The 21,729-nt window shown below is 61.0% G+C and carries 23 protein-coding genes; 8 read left to right on the forward strand and 15 right to left on the reverse strand.

Features of this window, described 5'->3' with window-relative positions:
• Window positions 1-86 precede the first annotated feature (86 nt).
• The 4 genes from ppnN (at window position 87) to KW825_RS08845 (ending at window position 4,111) form a co-directional block, all read left to right on the forward strand.
• Window positions 87-1,442 (forward strand): nucleotide 5'-monophosphate nucleosidase PpnN, encoded by a 1,356-nt coding sequence (ppnN, locus tag KW825_RS08830; protein ID WP_042654085.1) that lies wholly within the window; start codon window positions 87-89, stop codon window positions 1,440-1,442.
• Window positions 1,443-1,590: 148 nt separating this feature from the next.
• Window positions 1,591-2,394 (forward strand): flap endonuclease Xni, encoded by an 804-nt coding sequence (gene xni / locus KW825_RS08835; RefSeq protein ID WP_218328963.1) that lies wholly within the window; start codon window positions 1,591-1,593, stop codon window positions 2,392-2,394.
• Between the two features lie 147 nt (window positions 2,395-2,541).
• The gene (locus tag KW825_RS08840) at window positions 2,542-3,549 is read left to right on the forward strand and encodes an isocitrate dehydrogenase (protein WP_042654086.1); all 1,008 of its coding nucleotides are present in this window, start codon (window positions 2,542-2,544) and stop codon (window positions 3,547-3,549) included.
• Between the two features lie 118 nt (window positions 3,550-3,667).
• The gene (locus KW825_RS08845) at window positions 3,668-4,111 is read left to right on the forward strand and encodes a hypothetical protein (RefSeq protein WP_042654087.1); all 444 of its coding nucleotides are present in this window, start codon (window positions 3,668-3,670) and stop codon (window positions 4,109-4,111) included.
• Between the two features lie 86 nt (window positions 4,112-4,197).
• Here the strand turns inward: KW825_RS08845 and rlmM are convergent, their stop codons facing one another.
• The 6 genes from rlmM to dinB all read right to left on the reverse strand — a co-directional run bounded on the left by rlmM (window position 4,198) and on the right by dinB (window position 10,780).
• Window positions 4,198-5,292 carry a 23S rRNA (cytidine(2498)-2'-O)-methyltransferase RlmM gene (rlmM, locus tag KW825_RS08850; protein ID WP_218328964.1) on the reverse strand — a complete coding sequence of 365 codons (1,095 nt, stop codon included), beginning with the start codon at window positions 5,290-5,292 and terminating at the stop codon, window positions 4,198-4,200.
• Entirely contained in the window at window positions 5,285-5,671 is a 387-nt protein-coding gene (locus KW825_RS08855) for a DUF423 domain-containing protein (protein WP_042654089.1), read from the reverse strand. Before KW825_RS08855 ends, rlmM begins: the two co-directional genes overlap by 8 nt.
• 17 nt (window positions 5,672-5,688) lie before the next feature.
• Window positions 5,689-6,324, reverse strand: a complete 636-nt coding sequence (locus tag KW825_RS08860; RefSeq protein ID WP_218328965.1) for an alpha/beta fold hydrolase — start codon at window positions 6,322-6,324, stop codon at window positions 5,689-5,691.
• Entirely contained in the window at window positions 6,317-7,237 is a 921-nt protein-coding gene (locus tag KW825_RS08865; protein WP_042654091.1) for a transcriptional regulator GcvA, read from the reverse strand. The genes KW825_RS08860 and KW825_RS08865 overlap by 8 nt, the downstream gene beginning before the upstream one ends.
• 282 nt (window positions 7,238-7,519) lie before the next feature.
• Window positions 7,520-9,661: a methyl-accepting chemotaxis protein gene (locus KW825_RS08870; protein WP_218328966.1), complete on the reverse strand. Its 2,142-nt coding sequence runs from the start codon at window positions 9,659-9,661 to the stop codon at window positions 7,520-7,522.
• 66 nt (window positions 9,662-9,727) lie between these two features.
• Window positions 9,728-10,780, reverse strand: coding sequence for a DNA polymerase IV (gene dinB / locus KW825_RS08875; RefSeq protein WP_042654093.1), 1,053 nt, complete (start codon window positions 10,778-10,780; stop codon window positions 9,728-9,730).
• A gap of 129 nt (window positions 10,781-10,909) precedes the next feature.
• Here dinB and KW825_RS08880 point away from each other — a divergent pair, with 129 nt between their 5' ends.
• Window positions 10,910-11,116, forward strand: coding sequence for a hypothetical protein (locus tag KW825_RS08880; RefSeq protein ID WP_042654094.1), 207 nt, complete (start codon window positions 10,910-10,912; stop codon window positions 11,114-11,116).
• A 73-nt stretch (window positions 11,117-11,189) separates the two neighbouring features.
• Here KW825_RS08880 and nqrM read toward each other — a convergent pair whose 3' ends face one another.
• The 9 genes from nqrM to KW825_RS08925 form a co-directional block, all read right to left on the reverse strand.
• Window positions 11,190-11,414 carry a (Na+)-NQR maturation NqrM gene (gene nqrM / locus KW825_RS08885; RefSeq protein WP_042654095.1) on the reverse strand — a complete coding sequence of 75 codons (225 nt, stop codon included), beginning with the start codon at window positions 11,412-11,414 and terminating at the stop codon, window positions 11,190-11,192.
• Window positions 11,415-11,425: 11 nt separating this feature from the next.
• Window positions 11,426-12,463: an FAD:protein FMN transferase gene (locus tag KW825_RS08890; RefSeq protein ID WP_218328967.1), complete on the reverse strand. Its 1,038-nt coding sequence runs from the start codon at window positions 12,461-12,463 to the stop codon at window positions 11,426-11,428.
• Between the two features lie 3 nt (window positions 12,464-12,466).
• On the reverse strand, window positions 12,467-13,690 hold the full coding sequence (gene nqrF, locus KW825_RS08895) for an NADH:ubiquinone reductase (Na(+)-transporting) subunit F (RefSeq protein WP_042654097.1): 1,224 nt from the start codon (window positions 13,688-13,690) through the stop codon (window positions 12,467-12,469).
• A 17-nt stretch (window positions 13,691-13,707) separates the two neighbouring features.
• Window positions 13,708-14,304, reverse strand: a complete 597-nt coding sequence (nqrE, locus tag KW825_RS08900) for an NADH:ubiquinone reductase (Na(+)-transporting) subunit E (protein WP_005330713.1) — start codon at window positions 14,302-14,304, stop codon at window positions 13,708-13,710.
• A gap of 3 nt (window positions 14,305-14,307) precedes the next feature.
• Window positions 14,308-14,940, reverse strand: coding sequence for an NADH:ubiquinone reductase (Na(+)-transporting) subunit D (locus KW825_RS08905; protein WP_042654098.1), 633 nt, complete (start codon window positions 14,938-14,940; stop codon window positions 14,308-14,310).
• The gene (locus tag KW825_RS08910; protein WP_042654099.1) at window positions 14,933-15,721 is read right to left on the reverse strand and encodes a Na(+)-translocating NADH-quinone reductase subunit C; all 789 of its coding nucleotides are present in this window, start codon (window positions 15,719-15,721) and stop codon (window positions 14,933-14,935) included. Before KW825_RS08910 ends, KW825_RS08905 begins: the two co-directional genes overlap by 8 nt.
• Window positions 15,711-16,940, reverse strand: a complete 1,230-nt coding sequence (locus tag KW825_RS08915) for an NADH:ubiquinone reductase (Na(+)-transporting) subunit B (RefSeq protein WP_042654100.1) — start codon at window positions 16,938-16,940, stop codon at window positions 15,711-15,713. Before KW825_RS08915 ends, KW825_RS08910 begins: the two co-directional genes overlap by 11 nt.
• Window positions 16,941-16,943: 3 nt before the next feature.
• Window positions 16,944-18,287, reverse strand: coding sequence for a Na(+)-translocating NADH-quinone reductase subunit A (locus tag KW825_RS08920; RefSeq protein ID WP_042654101.1), 1,344 nt, complete (start codon window positions 18,285-18,287; stop codon window positions 16,944-16,946).
• A gap of 438 nt (window positions 18,288-18,725) precedes the next feature.
• Window positions 18,726-19,034 (reverse strand): BolA family transcriptional regulator, encoded by a 309-nt coding sequence (locus KW825_RS08925; RefSeq protein WP_042654102.1) that lies wholly within the window; start codon window positions 19,032-19,034, stop codon window positions 18,726-18,728.
• Between the two features lie 215 nt (window positions 19,035-19,249).
• Between KW825_RS08925 and KW825_RS08930 the strand changes: the two genes are divergently transcribed.
• The 3 genes from KW825_RS08930 to KW825_RS08940 are packed head-to-tail and all read left to right on the forward strand — an operon-like array spanning window position 19,250 to window position 21,585.
• A complete protein-coding gene (locus KW825_RS08930) occupies window positions 19,250-20,395 on the forward strand; it encodes a methyltransferase (RefSeq protein WP_218328968.1) in 1,146 nt (381 codons plus the stop codon).
• A gap of 24 nt (window positions 20,396-20,419) precedes the next feature.
• Entirely contained in the window at window positions 20,420-20,995 is a 576-nt protein-coding gene (locus tag KW825_RS08935) for a YajG family lipoprotein (RefSeq protein WP_042654104.1), read from the forward strand.
• Between the two features lie 14 nt (window positions 20,996-21,009).
• On the forward strand, window positions 21,010-21,585 hold the full coding sequence (locus KW825_RS08940; RefSeq protein ID WP_218328969.1) for a peptidylprolyl isomerase: 576 nt from the start codon (window positions 21,010-21,012) through the stop codon (window positions 21,583-21,585).
• Window positions 21,586-21,729 lie beyond the last annotated feature (144 nt).

Consider the following 21,729-nt stretch of genomic DNA (forward strand, 5'->3'; position numbering starts at 1 on the left):
CTACTATCGAAATCGAGGGATGTCACGGCATCCCGTTTTCTCCCCAGGGAAAGCACAACGATAACAAGACGAGTGAAGGGGAACTTATGATTACGCACATCAATCCTGTCGGCAGCATGGACTTGCTGTCCCAACTCGAGGTGGATCGCCTCAAGCAGACCGCCTCCAGCGATATCTATCAACTGTTTCGCAACTGCTCGCTGGCGGTGCTCAACTCCGGCAGCCACACCGACAGCTCCAAAGAGATACTGGAGCGCTTCAAGTCTTTCGACATTCATGTGATCCGGCGCGAGCGCGGGGTCAAACTCGAGCTGTTCAATGCACCCGAGCACGCCTTCGTCGATGGCGAGATCATCCGCGGCATCCAGGAGCATCTGTTCTCCGTGCTGCGGGACATCCTCTACGTCTCGGCCCAGCTGGAGTCGAACCGCCAGGTCAATCTGACCAACGCCACCCACCTCTCCAACCTGGTCTTCGCCATACTGCGCAACGCCAAGGCGATCCTGCCGGGGGCGGATCCCAACCTGGTGGTGTGCTGGGGCGGTCATTCCATCAACGAGATCGAATACCAGTACACCCGCTCGGTGGGCAGTGAGCTGGGGCTGCGCGAACTGAACATCTGTACCGGCTGCGGCCCGGGTGCCATGGAAGGGCCCATGAAGGGCGCCGCCGTCGGCCACGCCAAGCAGCGGGTGCGCAACGGCCGTTATGTCGGCCTCACCGAGCCGTCCATCATCGCCGCCGAGCCGCCCAACCCCATCGTCAACGAGCTGGTGATCCTGCCGGACATCGAGAAGCGGCTGGAGGCCTTCGTGCGCCTGGGCCACGGCATCATCATCTTCCCCGGTGGGGTCGGCACCGCCGAGGAGCTGCTCTACCTGCTCGGCATAATGATGCACCCGGCCAACGAGCGCCAACCCATCCCCATCATCCTGACCGGTCCCAAGGAGAGTGCCGACTACTTCCGCGCCATCGACGACTTCGTCAAGGCGACCCTGGGAGAACCGGCCACCCGCCTCTACCGGATCATCATCGGCGATGCGCCCGAGGTGGCTCGGGTCATGAAGGAGGCCATGCCCAAGATCCGCGAATACCGCAAATCGGTGGGGGATGCCTACTCCTTCAACTGGTCCTTGCGGATCGAGCCGGAGTTCCAGCTGCCATTCGAGCCGGATCACGCCAGCATGGCCAGCCTGGATCTGCACCGCAACCAGCCACCCCAGCTGCTGGCCGCCAACCTGCGCCGCGCCTTCTCCGGCATAGTCGCCGGCAACGTGAAGGAAGGGGGCATCCGCGCCATCGAGAAGAAGGGGCCCTTCAAGCTGCACGGTGACAAGGAGCTGATGCACCTGATGGACCGGCTGCTGGAGAGTTTCGTCAGACAGCAACGGATGAAGCTGCCCGGCAGCCAATACATCCCCTGCTACGAGATAGTAAAATAAGCGGCGAGCTGACGGTACTGCGCCGGTCATGACAGTAGGGGCACCCGGGTGCCCCTCTCTCGTTGACAGCAAGACCCCAGCACATGAAGGGCTACCATGACGCCCGTCCCTTGTTACAATGGGCCGTCCCGACTTCCAAGAGCGCCCCATGTCAAACCTCAGGCCACACCTGCTCATCATCGATGCCCTCAACCTCATCCGTCGTCTGCATGCGGTCCAGGCCCAGCAGGCGCTGACCCCGGCCCAGGCCTTGCTCGCCACCCGCGCCAATCTCATCAACACCTGCAAGAAGCTGCTGGCCAGCAGCGAGCCGACCCACGTCATAGCGGTGTTTGACGGCGAGGTGCACAGCTGGCGCAAGGAGATCTATCCGGCCTACAAGGAGGGGCGCACCCCCATGCCAGCCGAGCTGCGCGACGGGCTGGCCGACCTGCAGGATGCCTTCTGGGAGTGCGGCGTGGATGCCCTGCTCTCCCAGACCGACGAGGCGGACGATCTTATCGCCACCTTAGCCTGCGCCGTTGCCCAGCACGGTCATCAGACCACCATCATCTCCACCGACAAGGGGTTCTGCCAGCTCATCTGCCCGCAGATCCAGATCCGGGACCATTTCAACAAGCGCTGGCTGGATGCAGCCTTCGTGCAGCAGCAATATGGCGTCACCCCCGATCAGCTGGTGGACTTCTGGGCCCTGACCGGCATCGGCGGCTCCAACATCAAGGGGGTGCCGGGCATAGGCCCCAAGACCGCCACCGCGCTATTGCTGCAACATGGCAACCTGGCCGCCCTGCTCAGCGCCTGCCAGCAGGAAGAAGCCGGCAAGCCCCTGCTCAAGCTGCGCCAGCATCAGGCTGAGGCGCTGCTGGCCCAGCGGCTGGTGCGCCTGCAGCGGGATATTCCGCTCGGCTTCAACCTGCGGGAGATACGCTACCCGCCGCAAGCCGGTGAATGAGGCCAGGCCGTCAGCACGCTGCATCCGATGGTGCGGCTCCTGTTGACATAAGTGGGATAAATGTAAAGAAACATGGAGGATGTGGTGCAAAAATGGTATAAAACAGCCGAATCCTCCCCCTCTGTTCCCTAGAAGTGGATACCTCTCATGTCAAAAAGAAAAATTACCGTCATTCCGGGCGACGGCATAGGCCCCAGCATCATCGAATCCGCCATCCAGATCCTGACTCACGCCGGTTGTGACTTTGACTACGACTATGCCGATGCCGGCCTGGTCGCGCTGGAGAAGCACGGCGAGCTGCTGCCCCAGGCCACGCTGGATCTGATCGAGAAGAACAAGGTCAGCCTGAAGGGCCCGCTCACCACTCCGGTCGGCGGTGGTTTTACCTCCATCAACGTCTCCCTGCGCAAGAAGTTCAACCTCTACGCCAACGTGCGCCCTGTCATCTCCTTCAAGGGCACCCGCAGCCGTTACGACAACATCGACATCATCACGGTGCGTGAGAACACCGAGGGCATGTACTCGGGTGCGGGCCAGAAGCGCAGCGATGACAACCAGAGCGCCGAGGCGATGAGCATCATCACCCGTGACGGCGCCGAGCGCATCGTCACCTTCGCCTTCGAGCTGGCCCGCCAGGAAGGCCGCAAGAAGGTCACCATCATCCACAAGGCCAACATCCTCAAGTCCACCTCAGGCCTGTTCCTGGAAGTGGCACGCGAGGTCGCCGCCCGTTATCCGGATATCCAGAACGAGGAGATGATCGTCGACGCCGCCTGCATGAATCTGGTGATGTACCCGGAGCGGTTCGATGTGATGGTCACCACCAACCTGTTCGGCGACATCCTCTCGGATCTCTGTGCCGGTCTGGTCGGCGGACTGGGCATGGCCCCTGGTGCCAACATCGGCGAGGGTGCCGCCATCTTCGAAGCGGTACACGGCTCGGCACCGGATATTGCCGGCAAGAACATCGCCAACCCGACCTCGGTGATCCTCGCCTCTATCCAGATGCTGGAATATCTCGGCATGCAGGACAAGGCCGAGCGCATCCGCGAGGCGGTGCGCTCGACCATAGAGTCCGGTGATCGGGTGACGCGGGATCTGGGGGGCAGCGCCTCCACCAGCGAATTTACCCAGGCCATCATCGACCGTCTGTAAATGCGCCTAACCATATGATTTTAAAAGGGAGCCTCGGCTCCCTTTGTTTTATACCGGATCCCCCTACCTCCCTCGTCAGATGAATACTATGTTCATATGAGGGATAAGGAGATCCACTATGCGTGCTACGTTCATCTTGCTGATCTTCAGCAGCAGTGCCATGGCATTAGACAGACCCATCGACAACGCCTGGTTGACGCCACCGCCCCAGAGCGCTCAACCGGCCGCGCAAGTCTGGCAGTCCACTATCGATACCAACGACCTGCTCAAGGCTCCCAAACAGCTCTCGTTTGGCGTGGACATCATGACCGACAGCAACGGCGCCCAGCAGATCACCCCCTACCAGAAACTGAACCTGACGGCCGAGAAGAGCGTGAGTCTCTCCTTCGAAAAGCACAAACCCAGGATCAAGTTCAACGCCGGCGGCATCAACACGGCGGTCAAGCTGAGAGGGGATGGGGTCAAGATGCAGTTCAACCCGACCGACAAGACCATACCGCTGCAGGTAGAGCTCAAGATCACGGATGACGAGTCCATGATGCGCTTCGACTACCGTTTCTAAGAGCATCCCATAGCAAAAAACCGGACGGGTATACCCGTCCGGTTCTGTTTTGCCGTCACGATGACTGCGAGGGTGCTATCCCGAGGTCAGACCTTGGGCTCCAGCTTGGAAACCCAGTACTTGTTGTAGACGTGCACCGTGATCTCTTCCCGATCGTGATAGAGCTGCTTGGCCTGGATCACGAACGCATTGTCGATCTCCTTGAGCAGGCCACGCAACACCTCTATGTTGTGCACCGCCTCGGCATAGCGCTTCTTCATCGGCAGCTTGAGGTTGAACATGGCCTCCTGGCAGTCGTTCTCGCGGAACCAGTCGGCGATCATGTGGGTCACCCGCGCCGGCTTCTCCACCATGTCGCACACCAACCAGTAGATGTTCTTCTTGCTGGGACGCCAGACGAAGCCGTCATCGCGCAGGTGTTTGACCTGACCGGTGTCCATCAGGGACGGGGCCATGGTGCCGTTATCCACCGCGGTCACCATCATGCCGCGACGCACCAGCTGATAAGTCCAGCCACCCGGGCAGGCGCCCAGATCGACGGCCTTCATGCCGGAGGTAAGGCGCAGATCCCACTCTTCCTTGGGCACGAACACATAGAAGGCCTCTTCCAGCTTGAGGCTGGAGCGGCTCGGTGCATCCGGCGGGCAGCGCAGACGCGGAATGCCCATGTGGAATTCGGAGTTGTTGAACGAGTAGGAGTAACCGATCAGCAGGTGATCGTTGGCCATGAAGAAGGCATGGAACACCGGACGGTGCGGCGTCTCCTTCTTGGTCAGCAACTCGTTGCTGCGCAGCGCCTGGCGCAGCGGCACTGTGAACTTGCGGCAGAAGGCCGACAGCTCTTTCGCCTCGTTGGTATCGGCGGTCTCGACCCGCAGATCGCCGCAGATGGTGTAGCCGGCAGCCGCCTCAATGATGGGCGAGATCCGATCGGACAGATCCAGATCTTTCAGCTCATGGGTCACCACCAGCATCTGGCGGATGAAGATAAGCTCCTTGAACGGCAGCTTGCGGGCCAGCAGATCGGCCTGCTCCTCGTCATACAACTCGAAAATCACATAGCCGCTGTCGTCCTTGACCCGGGCGAAACCGTAACACTGCATGCTACTGGCACGTTCGGTGATCTCTGCCGCCGCCTCTTTCTCAAAACCGGGGCGGCAATAAAGCAGCAGATTATTCATTCTTTCCTCCAAGACGACAGCCAGCCCATATCAGAGCCGTCCATCCCAACATAAAACAGAGGCCACCGGCCGGGGTGATGAGCCCCAGCCCCTTGCTGCCAAGCAGCACCATGGCATAAATACTGCCGGAGAATCCCAGGATCCCCAGCACAAAGGCGGTGCCAGCGAAGGTGATCACCTTGCTGCGCACACCGCACCAACCCAGGATCAACAGGGCCAGTGCGTGAAAAAACTGATACTGCACGGCGGTGTTGAACGCCGCCAGACGGCCGGCATCGATGCCGGTCGCCGCCAGTCCGTGGGCGCCATAGGCCCCCAGCATGGTAGCCGTCAGGCCGAACAGGCCGGCCAGCACCAGCCAATGTCGATGGATTTGCATCCCACTCTCCTTGCTCTTCAAGGCGCTCGGCGCGTTGCCGAGGTCGCGCCGATAAAGCGCCTCATCTGATCCGCCGCCTGTTGCAGGTTCTCCTGCTCGCTCACCCCGCTGGCTTTTCTCGGCTTGAAGCCATGATCACCATCGGTCAGCCAGTGGACCGATACGGCGGGTGAGAAGGGGAAATCGGCCAGTTCGGCACGGCTGCCGAAGGTGTCGCGCTCCCCCTGCAACAACAGGGTCGGCGTCTTGATCTGCTTGAGCACCTCGCCCCGCCAGCTGTCGGGCTTGGCCGGGGGGTGGAAAGGATACCCGAGAATGAGCAATCCTGCAGCATTCATCTCGTCGCAGATCTCGGCCGCCATCCGTCCCCCCATGGACTTGCCCGCCAGAAACAGCCGGGGATGGGCGAATTGCTGCACCATCTCGCGCCAGTGGGCGAGCAACACCGGCTGCCGGTCTGGCGGCCTGCGCTTGCCATCCTGGGCCCGTTTGCTCATGTAGGGGAAGTTGAAGCGGACTACCTCGATGTCCGGGCCCGCCAGCAAGGCAGAGAGCCGGGCGAAGAAGTCGTGCTCCATGCCGGCACCGGCGCCGTGGGCCAGCAGAATGCGAACGGGGGCGTCCACCGCCCCCTCTCTGATGACGTCAGGCATCGGCGAGACGTGCCCGGCGACGGGCCTCCTCCTGCTCCACCAGCTCCAGCATCCAGTCGCGGAAGGCCACTATCTTGCCCTGATCAGACTGCTGTTCCTGGCACACCAGGTAGAAGGCATTCTTGCTGACCAGCACCTGCTCGAACGGGCAGATGAGACGACCCGCCTCGATCTCGGGCTGGGCCAGCACGCTGTGGCCGAGCGCCACCCCCTGGCCGTGGATCGCCGCCTGGATCACCATGGTGGAGTGGCTAAAGATGGGCCCCTGGTTGACGTTCGGTGCATCGATGTCGAGCTGGCGGAACCAGGCCTTCCAGTCGCGACGGGAGGTGTCGTGCAGCAGGGTGTGCCGGACCAGATCCTCCGGGGTGCGCAGCGGCTTGGGGCCGGTCAGCAGCAGCGGCGAGCAGACCGGGATCAGGTATTCGGTGTGCAGCTTGTCACAGCGCAGTCCCGGCCAGTTGCCGCGACCATAGTAGATGGCCACGTCCACGTCATCGGTGAGCGAGCCTTCGTCCATGTCCACCGCCTTGATCCGCACGTCTATGTCCGGATGGCGTTCGCTGAACTTCACCAGCCTGGGCACCAGCCACTGGATGGCAAAGCTCGGCTGCAGGCTGACGGTGAGCGCGCCCTTGGCGCTGCGGGCCAGCAGCTTGTCGGTCGCCTCGGAGATGGAGGCGAAGATGTCCTTGATGTCGAGGAAGTAACTCTGCCCCTCCTCGGTCAACAGCAGGGAGCGGTTCTTGCGGCGAAACAGCTTGATGCCGAGGTACTCTTCCAGCGCCTTGATCTGGTGGCTGATGGCGGCCTGCGTCACGAACAGCTCTTCCGCTGCCCGGGTAAAGCTTAAGTGACGGGCGGCGGCTTCAAACGCTTTCAGTGCATTGAGCGGGGGTAAACGACGAGACATGAGATGACCGACGATGAGTTTTTCTAATGGTGCGCATTATAAATTGTCGGTTGCGGGCCGACCAGTGAATAAACATAATTCGCCACGCAATCCGTTGCCATATGGCTCACACCTTCTCTTCCATGTTGGTTTACATGTGGTTTTTGTGAGTGGGCCGGCAAAGATTGTGGTGTTGTGTTTCTTCCTCTGCGGGAAGAAGGGCTTAAATCGGACCGATTTAACCCAGTCTGTCATCTGAATGTGTTTGGCGCCTCCGGTTGGATGGCGCCTTTTTTCTTATCCCTATACCTTGAACTGCCCCACCAGTTGCTGCTGTTTGTCCGCCAGTTGCGACAACTCGCGTCCGTTGTCGGCCGAGGTGGCCGCCTCTGCCCTGATGGTGTGGCTCACATCGCGGATGTTGCTGACGTTGCGGTTGATCTCGTCCGCCACCCCGCTCTGCTCCTGGGCCGCACGGGCAATCTGCTCGTTCATCTGGTGGATGGTGCCGACCGCCTGGATGATCTGCTCCAGCACGCTGACCGACAGCTCCACCTTGCCGAGCGTCACATCCGCCTGGCTGTGGCCCGTCATGATCGCCTTGACCACCGCCTCGGTGCCCGACTGCAGCTGGCTGATCAGGGTCTGGATCTCGACGATGGCATTCTGGGTGCGGCCGGCCAGGTTGCGCACCTCGTCGGCCACCACCGCGAAGCCACGCCCCTGCTCGCCGGCCCGGGCGGCCTCGATGGCGGCATTGAGCGCCAGCAGGTTGGTCTGCTCGGCGATCCCCTGAATGACGATGAGGATGTCGTTGATGTTGTCGCTGTTGGCCGCCAGCCGCTCCACCACCGGCTTGGCGTCGCTGATCACCGTCATCAGCCTGGACATGGCCTGCTGGGTGTCGGCCACCACCGACTTGCCCTCCTGCGCCGCCGTGTCGGCCTGATTGGCCGCGTCCACCGCCGAGTTGGCATTGCCCGCCACCTGCAAGGCGGTGGCGCTGAGCTCCTCGAACGCGGTGGCGACCAGATCCACCTCCTGATACTGGGCCTGCATGCCGGCGCTGGTGCGCTCGGCCCCCTGCGCCGCCTGGGTTGCGCTGGCCCGGGTGCCGGCGACCGTGTCGATCACCTGGCTGATGGTGGATTGCAGCTTGTCGAGGAAGTTGTTGAACCACCTGGCCAGCTCGCCGATCTCATCATCGCGCTGCAGATCGATGCGCTGGGTCAGATCCCCCTCGCCGCTGGCGATGTCCTTGAGACGGGCCACCACGGTGCGAATGGGGGCGACTATCCGCCGCGCCATCAGCCAGATGCAGAGCAGGGCGAGCAGCGAGATCACGCCACCGATCAGCAGCTGTGCGACCACGCTGCGTTGGGCCTGACCTTCGAGTTCCCCCTGCAGCTGCAGGGCAGAGGAGAGCACCACGGCACGGGGCAGCTCGATGTAGATGCCCCACTTGCGATCGGTGCCACGCATCCTGACCGGCACGAAGGTCTGCAACAAGGCGCCATCGGGGCTCCAGCGGGTGACCACCTCGCCCTGGCCGAGCCAGCCCTTCAGATCCGTCGCCAGCCCCTGATCCTGCTGGCCAAGGAGGTTGCCGAGCCTGACCTCGAATCCCTCCACCCCGGCCACTCGGCCCTCGTGGCTGAGCAGCAGCACCTTGCCCTGCCCCTCATAGAGGGTCTTGTCCATCTCCTCCACCAGGCTCTGCAGCCTGGTCAAGGAGATATCCACCCCGACCATGCCGAGCAGGGTCCCCTGCTCCAGCAGGGGCGCCGTCACCGAGGTCATCAGCACCTCCCGGGTGCCGACCTCGTCGAGATAAGGCTCGAGCAGGCAGAGGGCCCGCGAGCGGATGCTGCAGCTGTACCAGCCATTCTCCACCCCGCCGTTGGCGGTCGGCTTGTCGTCGGCCAGCACGACCTCATCCATGACCTCCAGGATCACCTTGCCATCGACTCGGGCCCAGTAACTGGAGAAACGCCCCTTGTCATTGGCCCCCAGCGCCGTCGAGCCCTGGTAGTTGGCGTCCTCGCCATCGAGCTGATTGGGCTCGAAGACCCCATAGACCCCGAGCAGGTTGGCGGACGATTCAGCCGCATCCTGCAGCTGCTGGTTCACCGCGCCGCGCAGCGCCTCGGAGTGGACGAAGTTGTCGGCCGCATTCTTGCGCTGGAACAGTACGCTCTCGGCCAGCAGAGTGGCCCGGAAATAGGCTTCATCGAGATAGCTGGTCACCCTGGCCGCCTGGGTAGCACCCATGGCCTGCATCCAGTTCTCCGCCGCATGTTGCGCCTCCAGGGTGGTGGAAGTGAGTACCTGCTCCTGCATGCGAGCGGCATTGAAGAGGGAGGACGCCACCAGTGCCGCGGCACTGGCCAGTAAACAACAGCCGGCGATCAGGGTGATCCGGCCCTGAACAGAAAGAGAACTCATGCCACATTTCCTGACTTCTAAAGGTGTAAGTACTGTATCGGTTTAGGAAACAAAAACTTAACCATATCAACTCAGATCCAGGCTGAGTTGGTTGATTTCCCCGGCACCGGGCAGACCCACCACCAGGCCGAGCAGGCGAATGGGTTTTCCTTGAGCCCGTTGCAGCCCCTCGTGCAGCAGGTCGTGGAACAGGGCGGCCTGATAACCCCCGCGGCGGTAGACGGTGGTCTGCTGAAAGTCGGCAAACTTGAGCTTGATCCCCTGCCCCATCAGCGCCTCGGCGGGGCAGGCCCGGGCGAAGCGCAGCTCCAGCTCGGGGATGAGCTGGCTCAACACCTGCCAGCAGGCCGCCTCGTCCAGCACATCGCTGGCGAGCGTGGTCTCCACCCCTATGCTCTTGCGCACCCGCTGGGCCTGCACCGGCTGATCGTCCTGACCCCAGATCCGCCCCGTCAGCATCTCTCCCAGCTTGCCGAAGCGGGCGCAGAGCTCCTCGGCAGAGAGGGCCCTGGCGTCCTCGCAGGAGTAGAGCCCCTGGGACTCCAGCCGATCCGCGGTTTTGCGCCCTATGCCGGGCAGCTTGCCGAGGGGCAGCTGGCGCACGAACTCGTCCACCTCCTGCGGCCTTATCACGAACAGGCCGTCCGGCTTGCGCTGCTCGGAGGCGAGCTTGGCCAGAAACTTGTTCGGCGCGACCCCGGCCGAGGCGGTCAGCCCCAGCTCGCTGACGATGGCGGCGCGGATCTCGGCCGCCATCAGGGTGGCGCTGCCGCCGCAGTTGGGGCTGTCGGTGACATCGAGGTAGGCCTCGTCCAGAGAGAGCGGCTCCACCAGCTCGGTGTAGCGCAGGAAGATGGCGCGCAGCTGGCGGGAGACCTCCTTGTAGAGCGCCATCCGGCCAGGGATGAGGACCAGTGGCGGGCAGAGCTTCATGGCCAGGCCGCTCGGCATGGCGGAGCGCACCCCGAAGCGGCGCGCCACATAGTTGCAGGTCGAGATGACGCCGCGCCGATCGGCGGAGCCGCCGATGGCCAGCGGCACCTCGCGCAGGGCCGGGTTGTCCCGCATCTCCACCGCGGCGAAGAAGCAGTCCATGTCGATGTGAATGATCTTGCGCATACCACTGTATAAATAGACAGGCAATATTCCCATGCTACCCCAGCCCTGTCATTTCTGCCAGCACACGAACTGATGCGAGAAGATAGACTCTTAAGGCACCGTTCAATCTGAGACTCAAGGAGGAGAGAGATGAGAAAATTCTGGCTGGGACTCTGCCTGCTGCCGCTGCTTGGCATGGCCAAGGATCAACCGACCGCGGAGTGCAGCTGGCTGTTCGAGCGCATCGAGCTGCTGGAGAAGGCCATCAAACAGGGGGACGAGCTCGGCACCCGGGAGGAGCTGGCGCGCTGGCAGGCGGAGTTCAACAAGAAGCGCTGTCGCCAGTACGACTACTGAGCGCCATAAAAAAGCGAGCCGACCATGGGTCGGCTCGCTGGCATTCGAGAGCTGTTGCGACCGGGGCCGCGAGTCAGATGATCCGGTTATCGACCAGCATCTTGCGACGGGCCTCTTCCTTGGCCATCTTCTTCTTGCGGTTGTCGCAGGGCTCCGGGCAATCACACTCCTTTTCGATCCCTATAGTGCCGAGCCCTCCACAGGAACCGGAAATGGTCTTCTTCTGGAAGATGTAGCCGATGGCCATGGCCACCACTACCGCCAGAAACACCCCGAAGGTAATCAGAAAAATCTGCATGTTGTTACCCCTTACTTCTTAACCAGATAGGGCTTGAAGGCATCCGAATAGGCCTCTTCGAAGCCGTCGTCCGTCTTGGTGATGATGAAGATCGCCAGACCCCGCTCCTTGGCATAGGCCAGGCTCTTCTGCGGCCCCATCACCATGAACACGGTCGCCAACCCGTCTGCGGTCATGCAGGAGGGGTGGATCACCGTCACCGATACCATGCGATGCTGGATGGGCTTGCCCGTCACCGGATCTATGGTGTGGGAGAAGCGCTTGCCATCCATCTCGTAGTAGTTGCGGTACTCACCCGAGGTGGCTACGCCGTTGTCCCCCGGCAGGATAACCTCCTGCACCGAGCCGGCATTGGCGGTCGGCTTCTCGATGGCGACGCGCCAGGGGTGTCCCTTGCCATTGACACCATTGATGCGCAGCTCACCGCCGATCTCCACCAGGTAGTTGCGCGACCCCAGGGATTCCAGATACTCGGCGACCTTGTCCACCCCGAAGCCCTTGGCGATGGCGGAGAGATCCACGTAGAGATCCGGAATGTCTTTTTGCAGGGTATCGGCATCGGCGGAGGTGATCACGTGCAGATTGCCCAGCCCCGTCTTCTGGCGGGTCTGGCTGATCAGCTCGTCGGACGGCACCCTGGTCGGCCGCTTGTCCGGGCCAAAGCCCCACAGATTGACCAGGGGACCCACGGTCACATCCAGTGCGCCGCGGCTCTCGCGGCCAATGTGAATGGCCTCGGTCACCACCCGTGCTGTGTCGCGGGACACCACCAGCGGGGTCGAGCCCTTGTGCTGGTTGAAGCGCGACAGCTCGGAATCCGGTCTGTAGGTCGACATCTGATCGTTGACCCGCTCCAGCAGGACATCGACTTCGGCCTGCAGCTTGGCCGCATCGGTGACGCTGCCATCCGCCACCTTGATGGAATAATAGGTACCCATGGTGCTGCCGGTGATGTGGATCTCCGGCTTGGATTGGACCGTTTCCTGACCGCACCCCGTCAAGAAAAAGGCTAGCCCGAAGGCTAGCCAGGTCTTTACAACACTGTGCATGGATTAACCACCAAAGTCATCCAACAGGATGTTTTCGTCTTCAACGCCGAGGTTTTTCAGCATGTTGATGACGGCAGCGTTCATGACGGGAGGCCCGCACATGTAGAACTCGCAATCTTCCGGCGCCTCGTGGTTCTTGAGATAGTTCTCGAACAAGACGTTGTGGATGAAGCCGGTGTAGCCATCCCAGTTGTCTTCCGGTTGCGGATCGGACAGCGCGACGTGCCACTGGAAGTTGTCGTTCTCGGCGGCCAGCATGTCGAAATCTTCGACATAGAACATCTCGCGCTTGGAACGGGCACCGTACCAGAAGCTCATCTTGCGCTTGGTCTTCAGGCGACGCAGCTGATCGAAGATGTGGGAGCGCATCGGCGCCATGCCCGCACCACCGCCGACGAACACCATCTCGGCGTCGGTGTCCTTGGCGAAGAACTCACCGAACGGACCCGAGATGGTCACCTTGTCACCAGCTTTCAAGCTGAAGATATAGGAGGACATCTGGCCGGGAGGCGCGGTCCAGTTGCTGGGCGGCGGGGTCGCGATCCGCACGTTCAGCATGATGATGCCGAACTCTTCCGGATAGTTGGCCATGGAATAAGCACGGATGATCGGCTCATTGACCTTGGACTCCAGTTCGAAGATCTTGAAGCGATCCCAGTCCCCGCGATACTCCTCGGGAATATCGAAGTTCTTGTACTGCACGTGGTGGGCAGGGGCTTCGATCTGGATATAACCACCGGCGCGGAACGGCACGCTCTCGCCGTCCGGGATCTGCAGCTTGAGCTCCTTGATGAAGGTGGCCTTGTTATCGTTGGAGATAACGGTGCAATCCCACTTCTTCACCCCGAAGATCTCTTCCGGCAGCTCGATGTCCATGTCGGAACGGACGGTGACCTGACAGGCCAGACGCTCGCCATGACGGGCTTCGCCCTTGCTGATGTGATCCAGCTCGGTCGGCAGAATATCGCCGCCGCCGGCTTTCACCCGCACCTTGCACTGACCACAGGAGCCACCGCCGCCACAGGCGGAGGAGACGAAGATACCGCTGCCGGCCAACACGCCGAGCAGCTTGCCACCCGCCGGGCTGGTGACAGCCTTGGCCGGGTCGCCGTTGATGCTGATTGTCACGTCACCGGCGGTCACCAGCTTGGACTTGGCGAACAGAATGACTGCCACCAGGGCCAGCAGGATCACGGTGAACATGACCACACCCAGAATAATTTCCATCTATATTTCCTTTCCGATTACAGGGAAATACCAGAGAAGGACATGAAGCCCAGCGCCATCAGACCCGCGGTGATGAAGGTGATGCCGAGGCCACGCAGGCCTTCAGGAACATCGGAGTACTTCATCTTCTCGCGGATCCCCGCCATCGCCACGATGGCCAGCATCCAACCGGCACCCGAGCCCACGCCATAGACCACAGACTCCACGAAGTTGTAGTCACGCTGCACCATGAAGGAGACGCCACCGAAGATGGCGCAGTTCACGGTGATGAGCGGCAGGAAGATGCCCAGGGCGTTGTAGAGCGCAGGGAAATACTTGTCCAGCGCCATCTCCAGGATCTGCACCAGCGCCGCGATCACCCCGATGAAGGTGATGAAGCTCAGGAAGCTCAGATCCAGGCCGGATACCAGGGCGCCATCTTTCAGGACGTAGTTGTAGATCAGGTTGTTGGCCGGCACGGCCACGGTCTGTACCACAATGACGGCGATACCCAGACCCATGGCCGTCTTGACCTTCTTGGACACCGCCAGGAAGGTACACATCCCCAGGAAGAAGGAGAGCGCCAGGTTTTCGATGAAGATCGAACGAATCAACAGACTCAGATAGTGTTCCATACCTTAATCCTTTGCCTCCACCTGCTTGGGATCCTTGGTGCGAACGCCCCAGATGATCAGACCAATGATGAAGAATGCACTCGGCGGCAGCAGCAGCAGGCCGTTAGGCACATACCAGCCACCATTGTTCACCAGCGGCAGCAGCTCGATACCGAACCAGGTGCCGGAGCCCAGGATTTCACGCACGGTGGCCACGGCCAGCAGCACGGCGCCGTAACCCAGACCGTTGCCGATACCGTCTAGGAAGGAGGGCAGCGGGGCGCTCTTCATGGCATAGGCTTCGGCACGACCCATCACGATGCAGTTGGTGATGATCAGGCCCACGAATACCGACAGTTGCTTGGAGATGTCATAGGCATAGGCCTTGAGCACCTGGTCAACCACGATAACCAGCGAGGCAATCACCGCCATCTGGGCGATGATCCGCACGCTGTTCGGGATCTGATTGCGGATCAGGGAGATGAACAGGTTGGAGAAGGCGGTGACCGCGGTAACGGCCAGCGTCATCACGAACGCCGTCTTCATCTGGCTGGTAACGGCCAGCGCGGAACAGACACCCAGCACCTGCAAGGCGATGGGGTTGTTGCCGAGCACAGGCGTCAACAGCAATTTTTTCATTTCGCTCTTGTCAGCCATTGTTGATTTCTCCTGCACGAACCTTGGCCAGGAAAGGACCAAAGCCCTTGGGTCCCATCCAGAAGTCAAACGTGTGCTGTACGCCATTGCCGGTCAGGGTCGCGCCGGACAGGCCATCGATGTCATGCTCGGAACCAGCCGGAGCATGCCCCTTGATCACCCGCAGTGCGGGCTGACCGTCTTGATCGAACAGCTTCTTGCCGACGAACAGTTCACGCCAGGCCGGATTCTCGATCTCGCCGCCCAGACCCGGTGTTTCGCCGTGATCATAGTAGGTGATGCCCTTGATGGTTTGACCATCGGCCGCGACCGCCACGAAGGCGTACATGGTGGACCACAGACCCTGGCCGTAGACCGGCAGTATGATGTTGTCGACCTTGCCTTCTGCGTCCTTCGCGAAGAACACCGGCACCAGCTTGGAGATCTGACGCAGGCCAGCCTTGTCGTCGGCCGGGGCCAGACGGATGTTCTTGGCCGGATCCTTCGCCGCCAGCTTGGTGTCGAAGTTGTCGGCATCGCCGTCAACGAACTCACCGGTGGTCAGGTCGACCAGGCGCGCTTCAATCTTGTTGCCATACAGCTGGGCCAGATCACGCTTGGCCACGGAGCTGACATCGACACCGGCAACGGACAGGATGTTGCTTTGCTTGTCCAGCGCCCTGTTTTCCAGCTGAGCCGGGCGCAGCCCCACGGCGGCCACGGAGACCACGATGGAACACACCAGACACAGACCGGTCACCACGGTGAGGGTGCCGATGGTTGAGTCTTTATTAAACGCCACGTGCGATCCTCCGCTTGATGTTCGCCTGCGCCACGAAATGGTCAAACAAGGGGGCAAACAGGTTAGCAAACAGAATGGCCAACATCATGCCTTCCGGGAACGCGGGGTTCACTACCCGGATCAGCACTACCATGACGCCGATGAGGGCGCCGTACCACCACTTGCCCTTGTTGGTAAAGGCGGCGGAGACCGGATCGGTCGCCATGAAGGCCATACCAAAGGCGAAGCCGCCCAGCACCAGATGCCAGTGCCACGGCATGTTGAACATGGGGTTGGTATCGGAACCGATGACGTTGAACAGCAGGGAGGTGGCCACCATACCGATCATCACACCGGCGATGATGCGCCAGGAGGCGATCCGCATGTAAACGATCATGGCCGCACCGATGAGGATCATCAGGGTGGAGACTTCACCGATGGAACCTGGCAGGTTCCCCAGGAAGGCATCCATCCAGCTGATGGCTTCGCCGGTGGCACCGTTGATCAGCGCCATCTGGCCGCCCTGGGCCCACTGGCTCAGCGCGGTCGCGCCTGAATAGCCGTCAACGGCCACCCAGACGGCATCGCCGGAGATCTGACCGGGGTAGGCGAAGAACAGGAACGCACGACCCGCCAGGGCCGGGTTCAGGAAGTTCTTGCCGGTACCACCGAACACTTCCTTGGCCAGCACCACACCGAAGGTGATGCCGAGCGCGGCTTGCCACAGGGGCAGCTCGGGCGGCACTATCAGGGCGAACAGGATGGAGGTCACGAAGAAGCCTTCGTTGATCTCGTGCTTGCGCACCATGGCGAACAGCACTTCCCAGAAGCCACCGACCAGGAACACGGTCAGGTAGATGGGCAGGAAGTGGGCCGCACCGATCAGCATCTTGCTGCCGATGCCGGCCACGGCCGGATCCAGCGAGGCACCCAGCAGGGTCGCGATGGTGTATTGCCAGGTATCGGCACCGGCCGCGCTGCCCAGATGGGCGATGGCGGCGATGGACTGATTACCGACGTTGAACATGCCCCAGAACATGGCCGGGAACACGGCCAGCCACACCATGATCATCATGCGTTTCAGATCGATCGCATCACGGACGTGGGCAGCATTGCGGGTCACGGACCCGGGGGTATAAAACAGGGTATACGCCGCCTCGAACAGGGCATAGTACTTGGAGTACTTGCCGCCCGGCTCGAAGTGATGTTCCAAATTTTCAAGAAGTTGCTTGAAACTCATCGCTTAACCTTCCAGTTCTATCTTGGCCAGGCACTCACGCAAGATCGGGCCGTACTCTGTCTTGCCGGGGCAGACGAAGGTACAGAGCGCCAGATCTTCCTCATCCAGCTCCAGGCAGCCGAGCGACTGTGCGCTGTCGGTGTCGCCGGAGACCAGATCCCGCAGCAGCAGGGTCGGCAGGATGTCGAGCGGCATCACGCGCTCATAGTTGCCAATAGGCACCATGGAGCGATCACTACCGTTGGTGGTGGTAGTGAAGTTGATGAGTTTGCCCTTCATCAGATGAGAGAGGGTGGTGCGGGTGATGGAGAACTTGTCGGCGCTGGGATTGACCCAACCCAGGAACTCTTTCTCACGGCCTTCGCCCAGCACGCTCACCTGATTGTGGTAACGACCCAGGTAGTCATGGACCCCTTCGGCCTTGGCACCACTCAGGATGGAACCGGAGATGACACGGTTTTCATCCGCGCGCAGCTCGTTGTTGGTCAGCTGGCTGATGCAGGCGCCCATGCGGGTGCGCAGCAGGCGTGGCTTGACCACGTTCGGACCGGCCAGAGCGATCACCTTGTCGGTGAAGATCTGACCCGTGGTGAACAGCTTGCCGTAGGCGATCACATCCTGATAGTTGATGTGCCACTGCACCTTCTTGCTGCCGACCGGATCCAGGAAGTGGATATGGGTGCCAGGCAGACCGGCAGGATGCGGGCCAACAAACACGGCTTCCTTGACTTGCGCCAGGTTGGAGTGCGGCAGACTGCCTTCACCCTTGCAGACGTGGACGCTGCCATCGGTCAGGCGGCTCAGCACGCTCAAGCCATCGAGGAAGGCCTGGGCCTGTTCCTTGATGATGAGCTCGGCATTGGCAGCCAGCGGGTTGGAGTCCATCGCGGTGACGAAGATGGCACGCGGGGCAGAGCCCACTGCCGGCACCTTGCTGAATGGACGGGTACGCAATGCGGTCCACTGGCCTGATGCGACCAGGATCTCCTGCACCTTGCTGCGCTCGAGCTGTGCAAGCTCGGCAGACGCAAAGTGTTCAAAGGTCACCTGCTCGTCAGAGCCATCGATGTCGATGACGACAGATTGCAGAACACGCTTGGCACCACGGTTGATCTCAGAAACCACACCGGTGGCAGGGGCCGTGAATTTAACGCCGGGATTCTTCTTATCTTCGAAGAGCTCCTGACCTTTAATGACGCGATCACCTACTTTGACGAACATAGTAGGACGCATCCCCACGAACTCTTCGCCGAGTGTAGCAACACGGGTGATGGCCGGGCCATCGTAGATTACTTGCTCCGGAGCACCCAGCACGGGGATGTCCAGTCCTCTTTTAATTGTAATCATACTCACTTGCACTACCGTTAAGGGAAGACAGGTTGGTTAGCGCCGAGAAATACATCACGACGAGTTGTTGAATGAGCCCGTCAATATCGCGGCAAATTGTCGATAAAACAAACAAATCAGCAACATACAGGTTCATTCAAAAGCGACTGAGTTTACCACCTTAGACAAGTCAGTCGCCACGCCAAATGGGGAAAATCCCCGCGCTATCACAAAATTAACCTCTAATGAATAATTCCCTGCCGCCCCTGCAACCCGTGGTTTTAAAGGATTTTTTGTTTTACTACCCAGTTAGGGGTAATTTTACATGTCCCAAAGGTTGATTAGAAAAAGTAATCCTCACTCGCGGACGATGCGCTCGGGGCCGGGGGCTCGCGCCACGAGCGGGTTGTAATTATTTTGTTAATTAATCGACAATTTAGTAATGAAAAGGTCAACGACTCAGGCAAAGGGGGACTTGCTGACACAGCCCGGGGTTTTGGGGGCCTGCTCCCGCAATTGCCACTCCGCCTCGGTATAGGTATGCAGCGCCAGCGCATGGATGGCATGGGCCAACTCGTCCGCCAGCACGGCATTGACCTGACGATGGCGTCCCAGCAGGCGCTGCCCCTCGAACGCCTGGCTCACCACTATCACCTTGAAGTGGCTCTCGGAGCCCGGCTCCACCCTGTGCATGTAGCTCTCATTGATCACCTCAAGGTGACTGGGGGACAAGGCTGCGGCCAGTTTGGCCTCGATCTGTTGTTGCATGCTCACGACAAAGACTCCCAAGATGGATGTCTGGCCATTGTAGCCAGGGTTGTGCCCCCGATGCATCAGGCCGGTGGGAAATAGGGCCGCCACCGCGCGTCGCACCGGGCTGGTGAAATTCTCCGCCCCCGCTAGAATAGCGCCACTTCACACGCCTGCCGGGCAGCACTCTGCGGGCAGTTGTCATCTATATGCATCATCTTGGACGCTTTCTTATGCAAACCCTTCTCGACACGGCCCATTGTCGCCTGACCCTGTATCGTTACCCGCGGCAGAGCCAGGATCCCCTGCAGGCCTGGGATGCGGCGGACGAGTACCTGATCAACCAGCTCGCCGAGACCCCCCTCGCGGCGGACGGCCCCGTCATCATCATGAACGACGGCTTCGGCGCCCTGACCGCCTACCTGCATGGCCATGCCCCGGTCTGTGTGAGCGACTCCTATATCAGCGAGAAGGCCACCCTGGCCAATCTGAGCGAGAACGAGCTGGATCCCGCGCAGGTCACCCTGCAGGATGCGCTGGCGCCACTGCCCGCAGCCCCCGCGCTGGTGGTGATCAAGGTCTCCAAGTACCAGGCCTTGCTGGAGCAACAGTTGCTGGCCCTGCGCCAGGTGGTGACCCCGGCCACCCGCATCCTGGCCGCAGGCAAGGCGAAAGACATCCACAGCTCGACCCTCAAGCTGTTTGAAAGATACCTGGGGCCGACCCAGACCTCCCTGGCCTGGAAGAAGGCGCGCCTGATCCACTGCACGGTCGATGACACGCCGGCCACCGAGCGCCCGGCCCTGGCTAACCCCTTCCCGACCACTTGGCCACTGGAGGGCAGCAACCTGCTGATCCACAACCACGCCAATGTGTTTTCGCGCACCAGCCTGGATATCGGCGCCCGCTTCATGCTGGATAATTTGCCTGTGCACAGTGCACGCAAGGTGATCGATCTGGGTTGCGGCAACGGGGTACTGGGGCTGGCGCTGCTGGCGCGGGATGCCGAGGTGGAGGTGACCTTCATCGACGAATCCTATATGGCGGTCGCCTCGGCGCGGCTGAACGTCGAGCACAATCTGCCGGATGCCCTGCCCCGCGCCCGCTTCATGGTCAACAACTGTCTCGACGGCGTCGCGGTCGGCGCGGCGGATCGGATCCTCTGCAACCCCCCCTTCCATCAGTTGCAGGCGATCACCGATCATATCGCCTGGCAGATGTTCAGCGACGCGCACCGGGTATTGCCTCAGGGGGGGGAACTCTGGATAGTAGGCAACCGTCATCTGGACTATCACAACAAACTCAAGCGCCTGTTTGCCAACGCACAAGTCGTTGCGTCGAACAGCAAATTCGTTATTTTGAAAGCCATCAAACGCTAAAGATAAAGCTAAAGGAAACCCATGATGAAAAAGTCACTCTTGCTGCTGGCCGCCCTGATGCTGGGTGGTTGCGCCACTCACTGGCCGGAGACCGCGCTGCTCAACCCGCAGGTCATCCCCTCCAATCAGCAGTACTACTCTGGCAACCGGATCACCATGGAAGGGGTGGACAAGCGCGAGGCCGCCTATGTCTTCTCCATCAAGAAGAAAGAGAAGGCCGCCGTGCTGGTCAACAGCGAGCAGCCGCTCAACAACCTGCTGGCCGAAAAACTGGCCGAGGGGCTGCGCAGCCAGGGCCTGGAAGTGGGCAACAGCGGCACCACCAACCTGACCCTGGCCATCTCCACCGCCGCGGTCAATGTGGAAGAGAAGACCTTCACCTATGTCACCAAGTCCAAGGTCAGTCTGCAGGTGATCGCCGACTTCCAGGGCAGCAAGCTGACCAAGCAGTTCAACATGTCTTCCAGCAAGGAAGAACCGGGTGAACCGAGCATGGCCGAACTGGAGTCCATCCTGAACCAGCAGCTTGGCAGTTTATTGCAGCAGATCATGGCAGACGAGGCGCTGCGCGGTTATCTCAAGGGCCAGCCGACGAGCTGAGCGAGGATAGTTAGATGAAAAAACTCTGGTTACTGGCCATGCTGATCGCCCCGCTGGCGTTCGCAGGCCCCAAGGTCAGGATGGAGACCAACCACGGCAATATCGTGATCGAGCTGGCCTCCAAGCAGGCGCCACAGACGGTGAAGAACTTCCTGCGCTACGTGGCGGACGGCAGCTATGACGGCAGCCTGTTCCACCGCGTGATCCAGAACTTCGTGGTGCAGGGCGGCGGTTACAACCAGCAGTTCCAGCAACTGCCGACCTTCGAGCCCGTGGTCAACGAGTCCAAGGGCGGCCTGCCCAACAAGCGTGGCAGCATCGCCATGGCCCGCACCCAGGCGGTGGACAGCGCCACCCGCCAGTTCTATTTCAACCTGACCGACAACGATAACCTCAACGCCAATGCCGGCGCCGGTTATACCGTGTTCGGCCAGGTCGTCGAGGGCATGGAGGTGCTGGACAAGCTGGCCCAGGTGCAGACGGGCTACAGCTCGATCCTGCGCGCCAACGACGTGCCGACCAGCCCCATCATCCTGAAAAAGGTGGTGTTGCTGGCCGAGAGCAGCACCGACAAGAAAGCGATCAAGTAACCCCGGCTCATCCCTGTCGCCATGCAGTGACAGAGATTGCCGTCCGGCTGAAGGCCCACCCCGCTTGGGGTGGGCCTTTTGTCTGCCGCCTGTCGGGCTTGCCTTGGCTATCCCCCTCGAACCTGACAAAATGACCCCCTTTTC

This window comes from Aeromonas sp. sif2433 (assembly GCF_019218705.1).
Classification (GTDB): domain Bacteria; phylum Pseudomonadota; class Gammaproteobacteria; order Enterobacterales; family Aeromonadaceae; genus Aeromonas; species Aeromonas encheleia.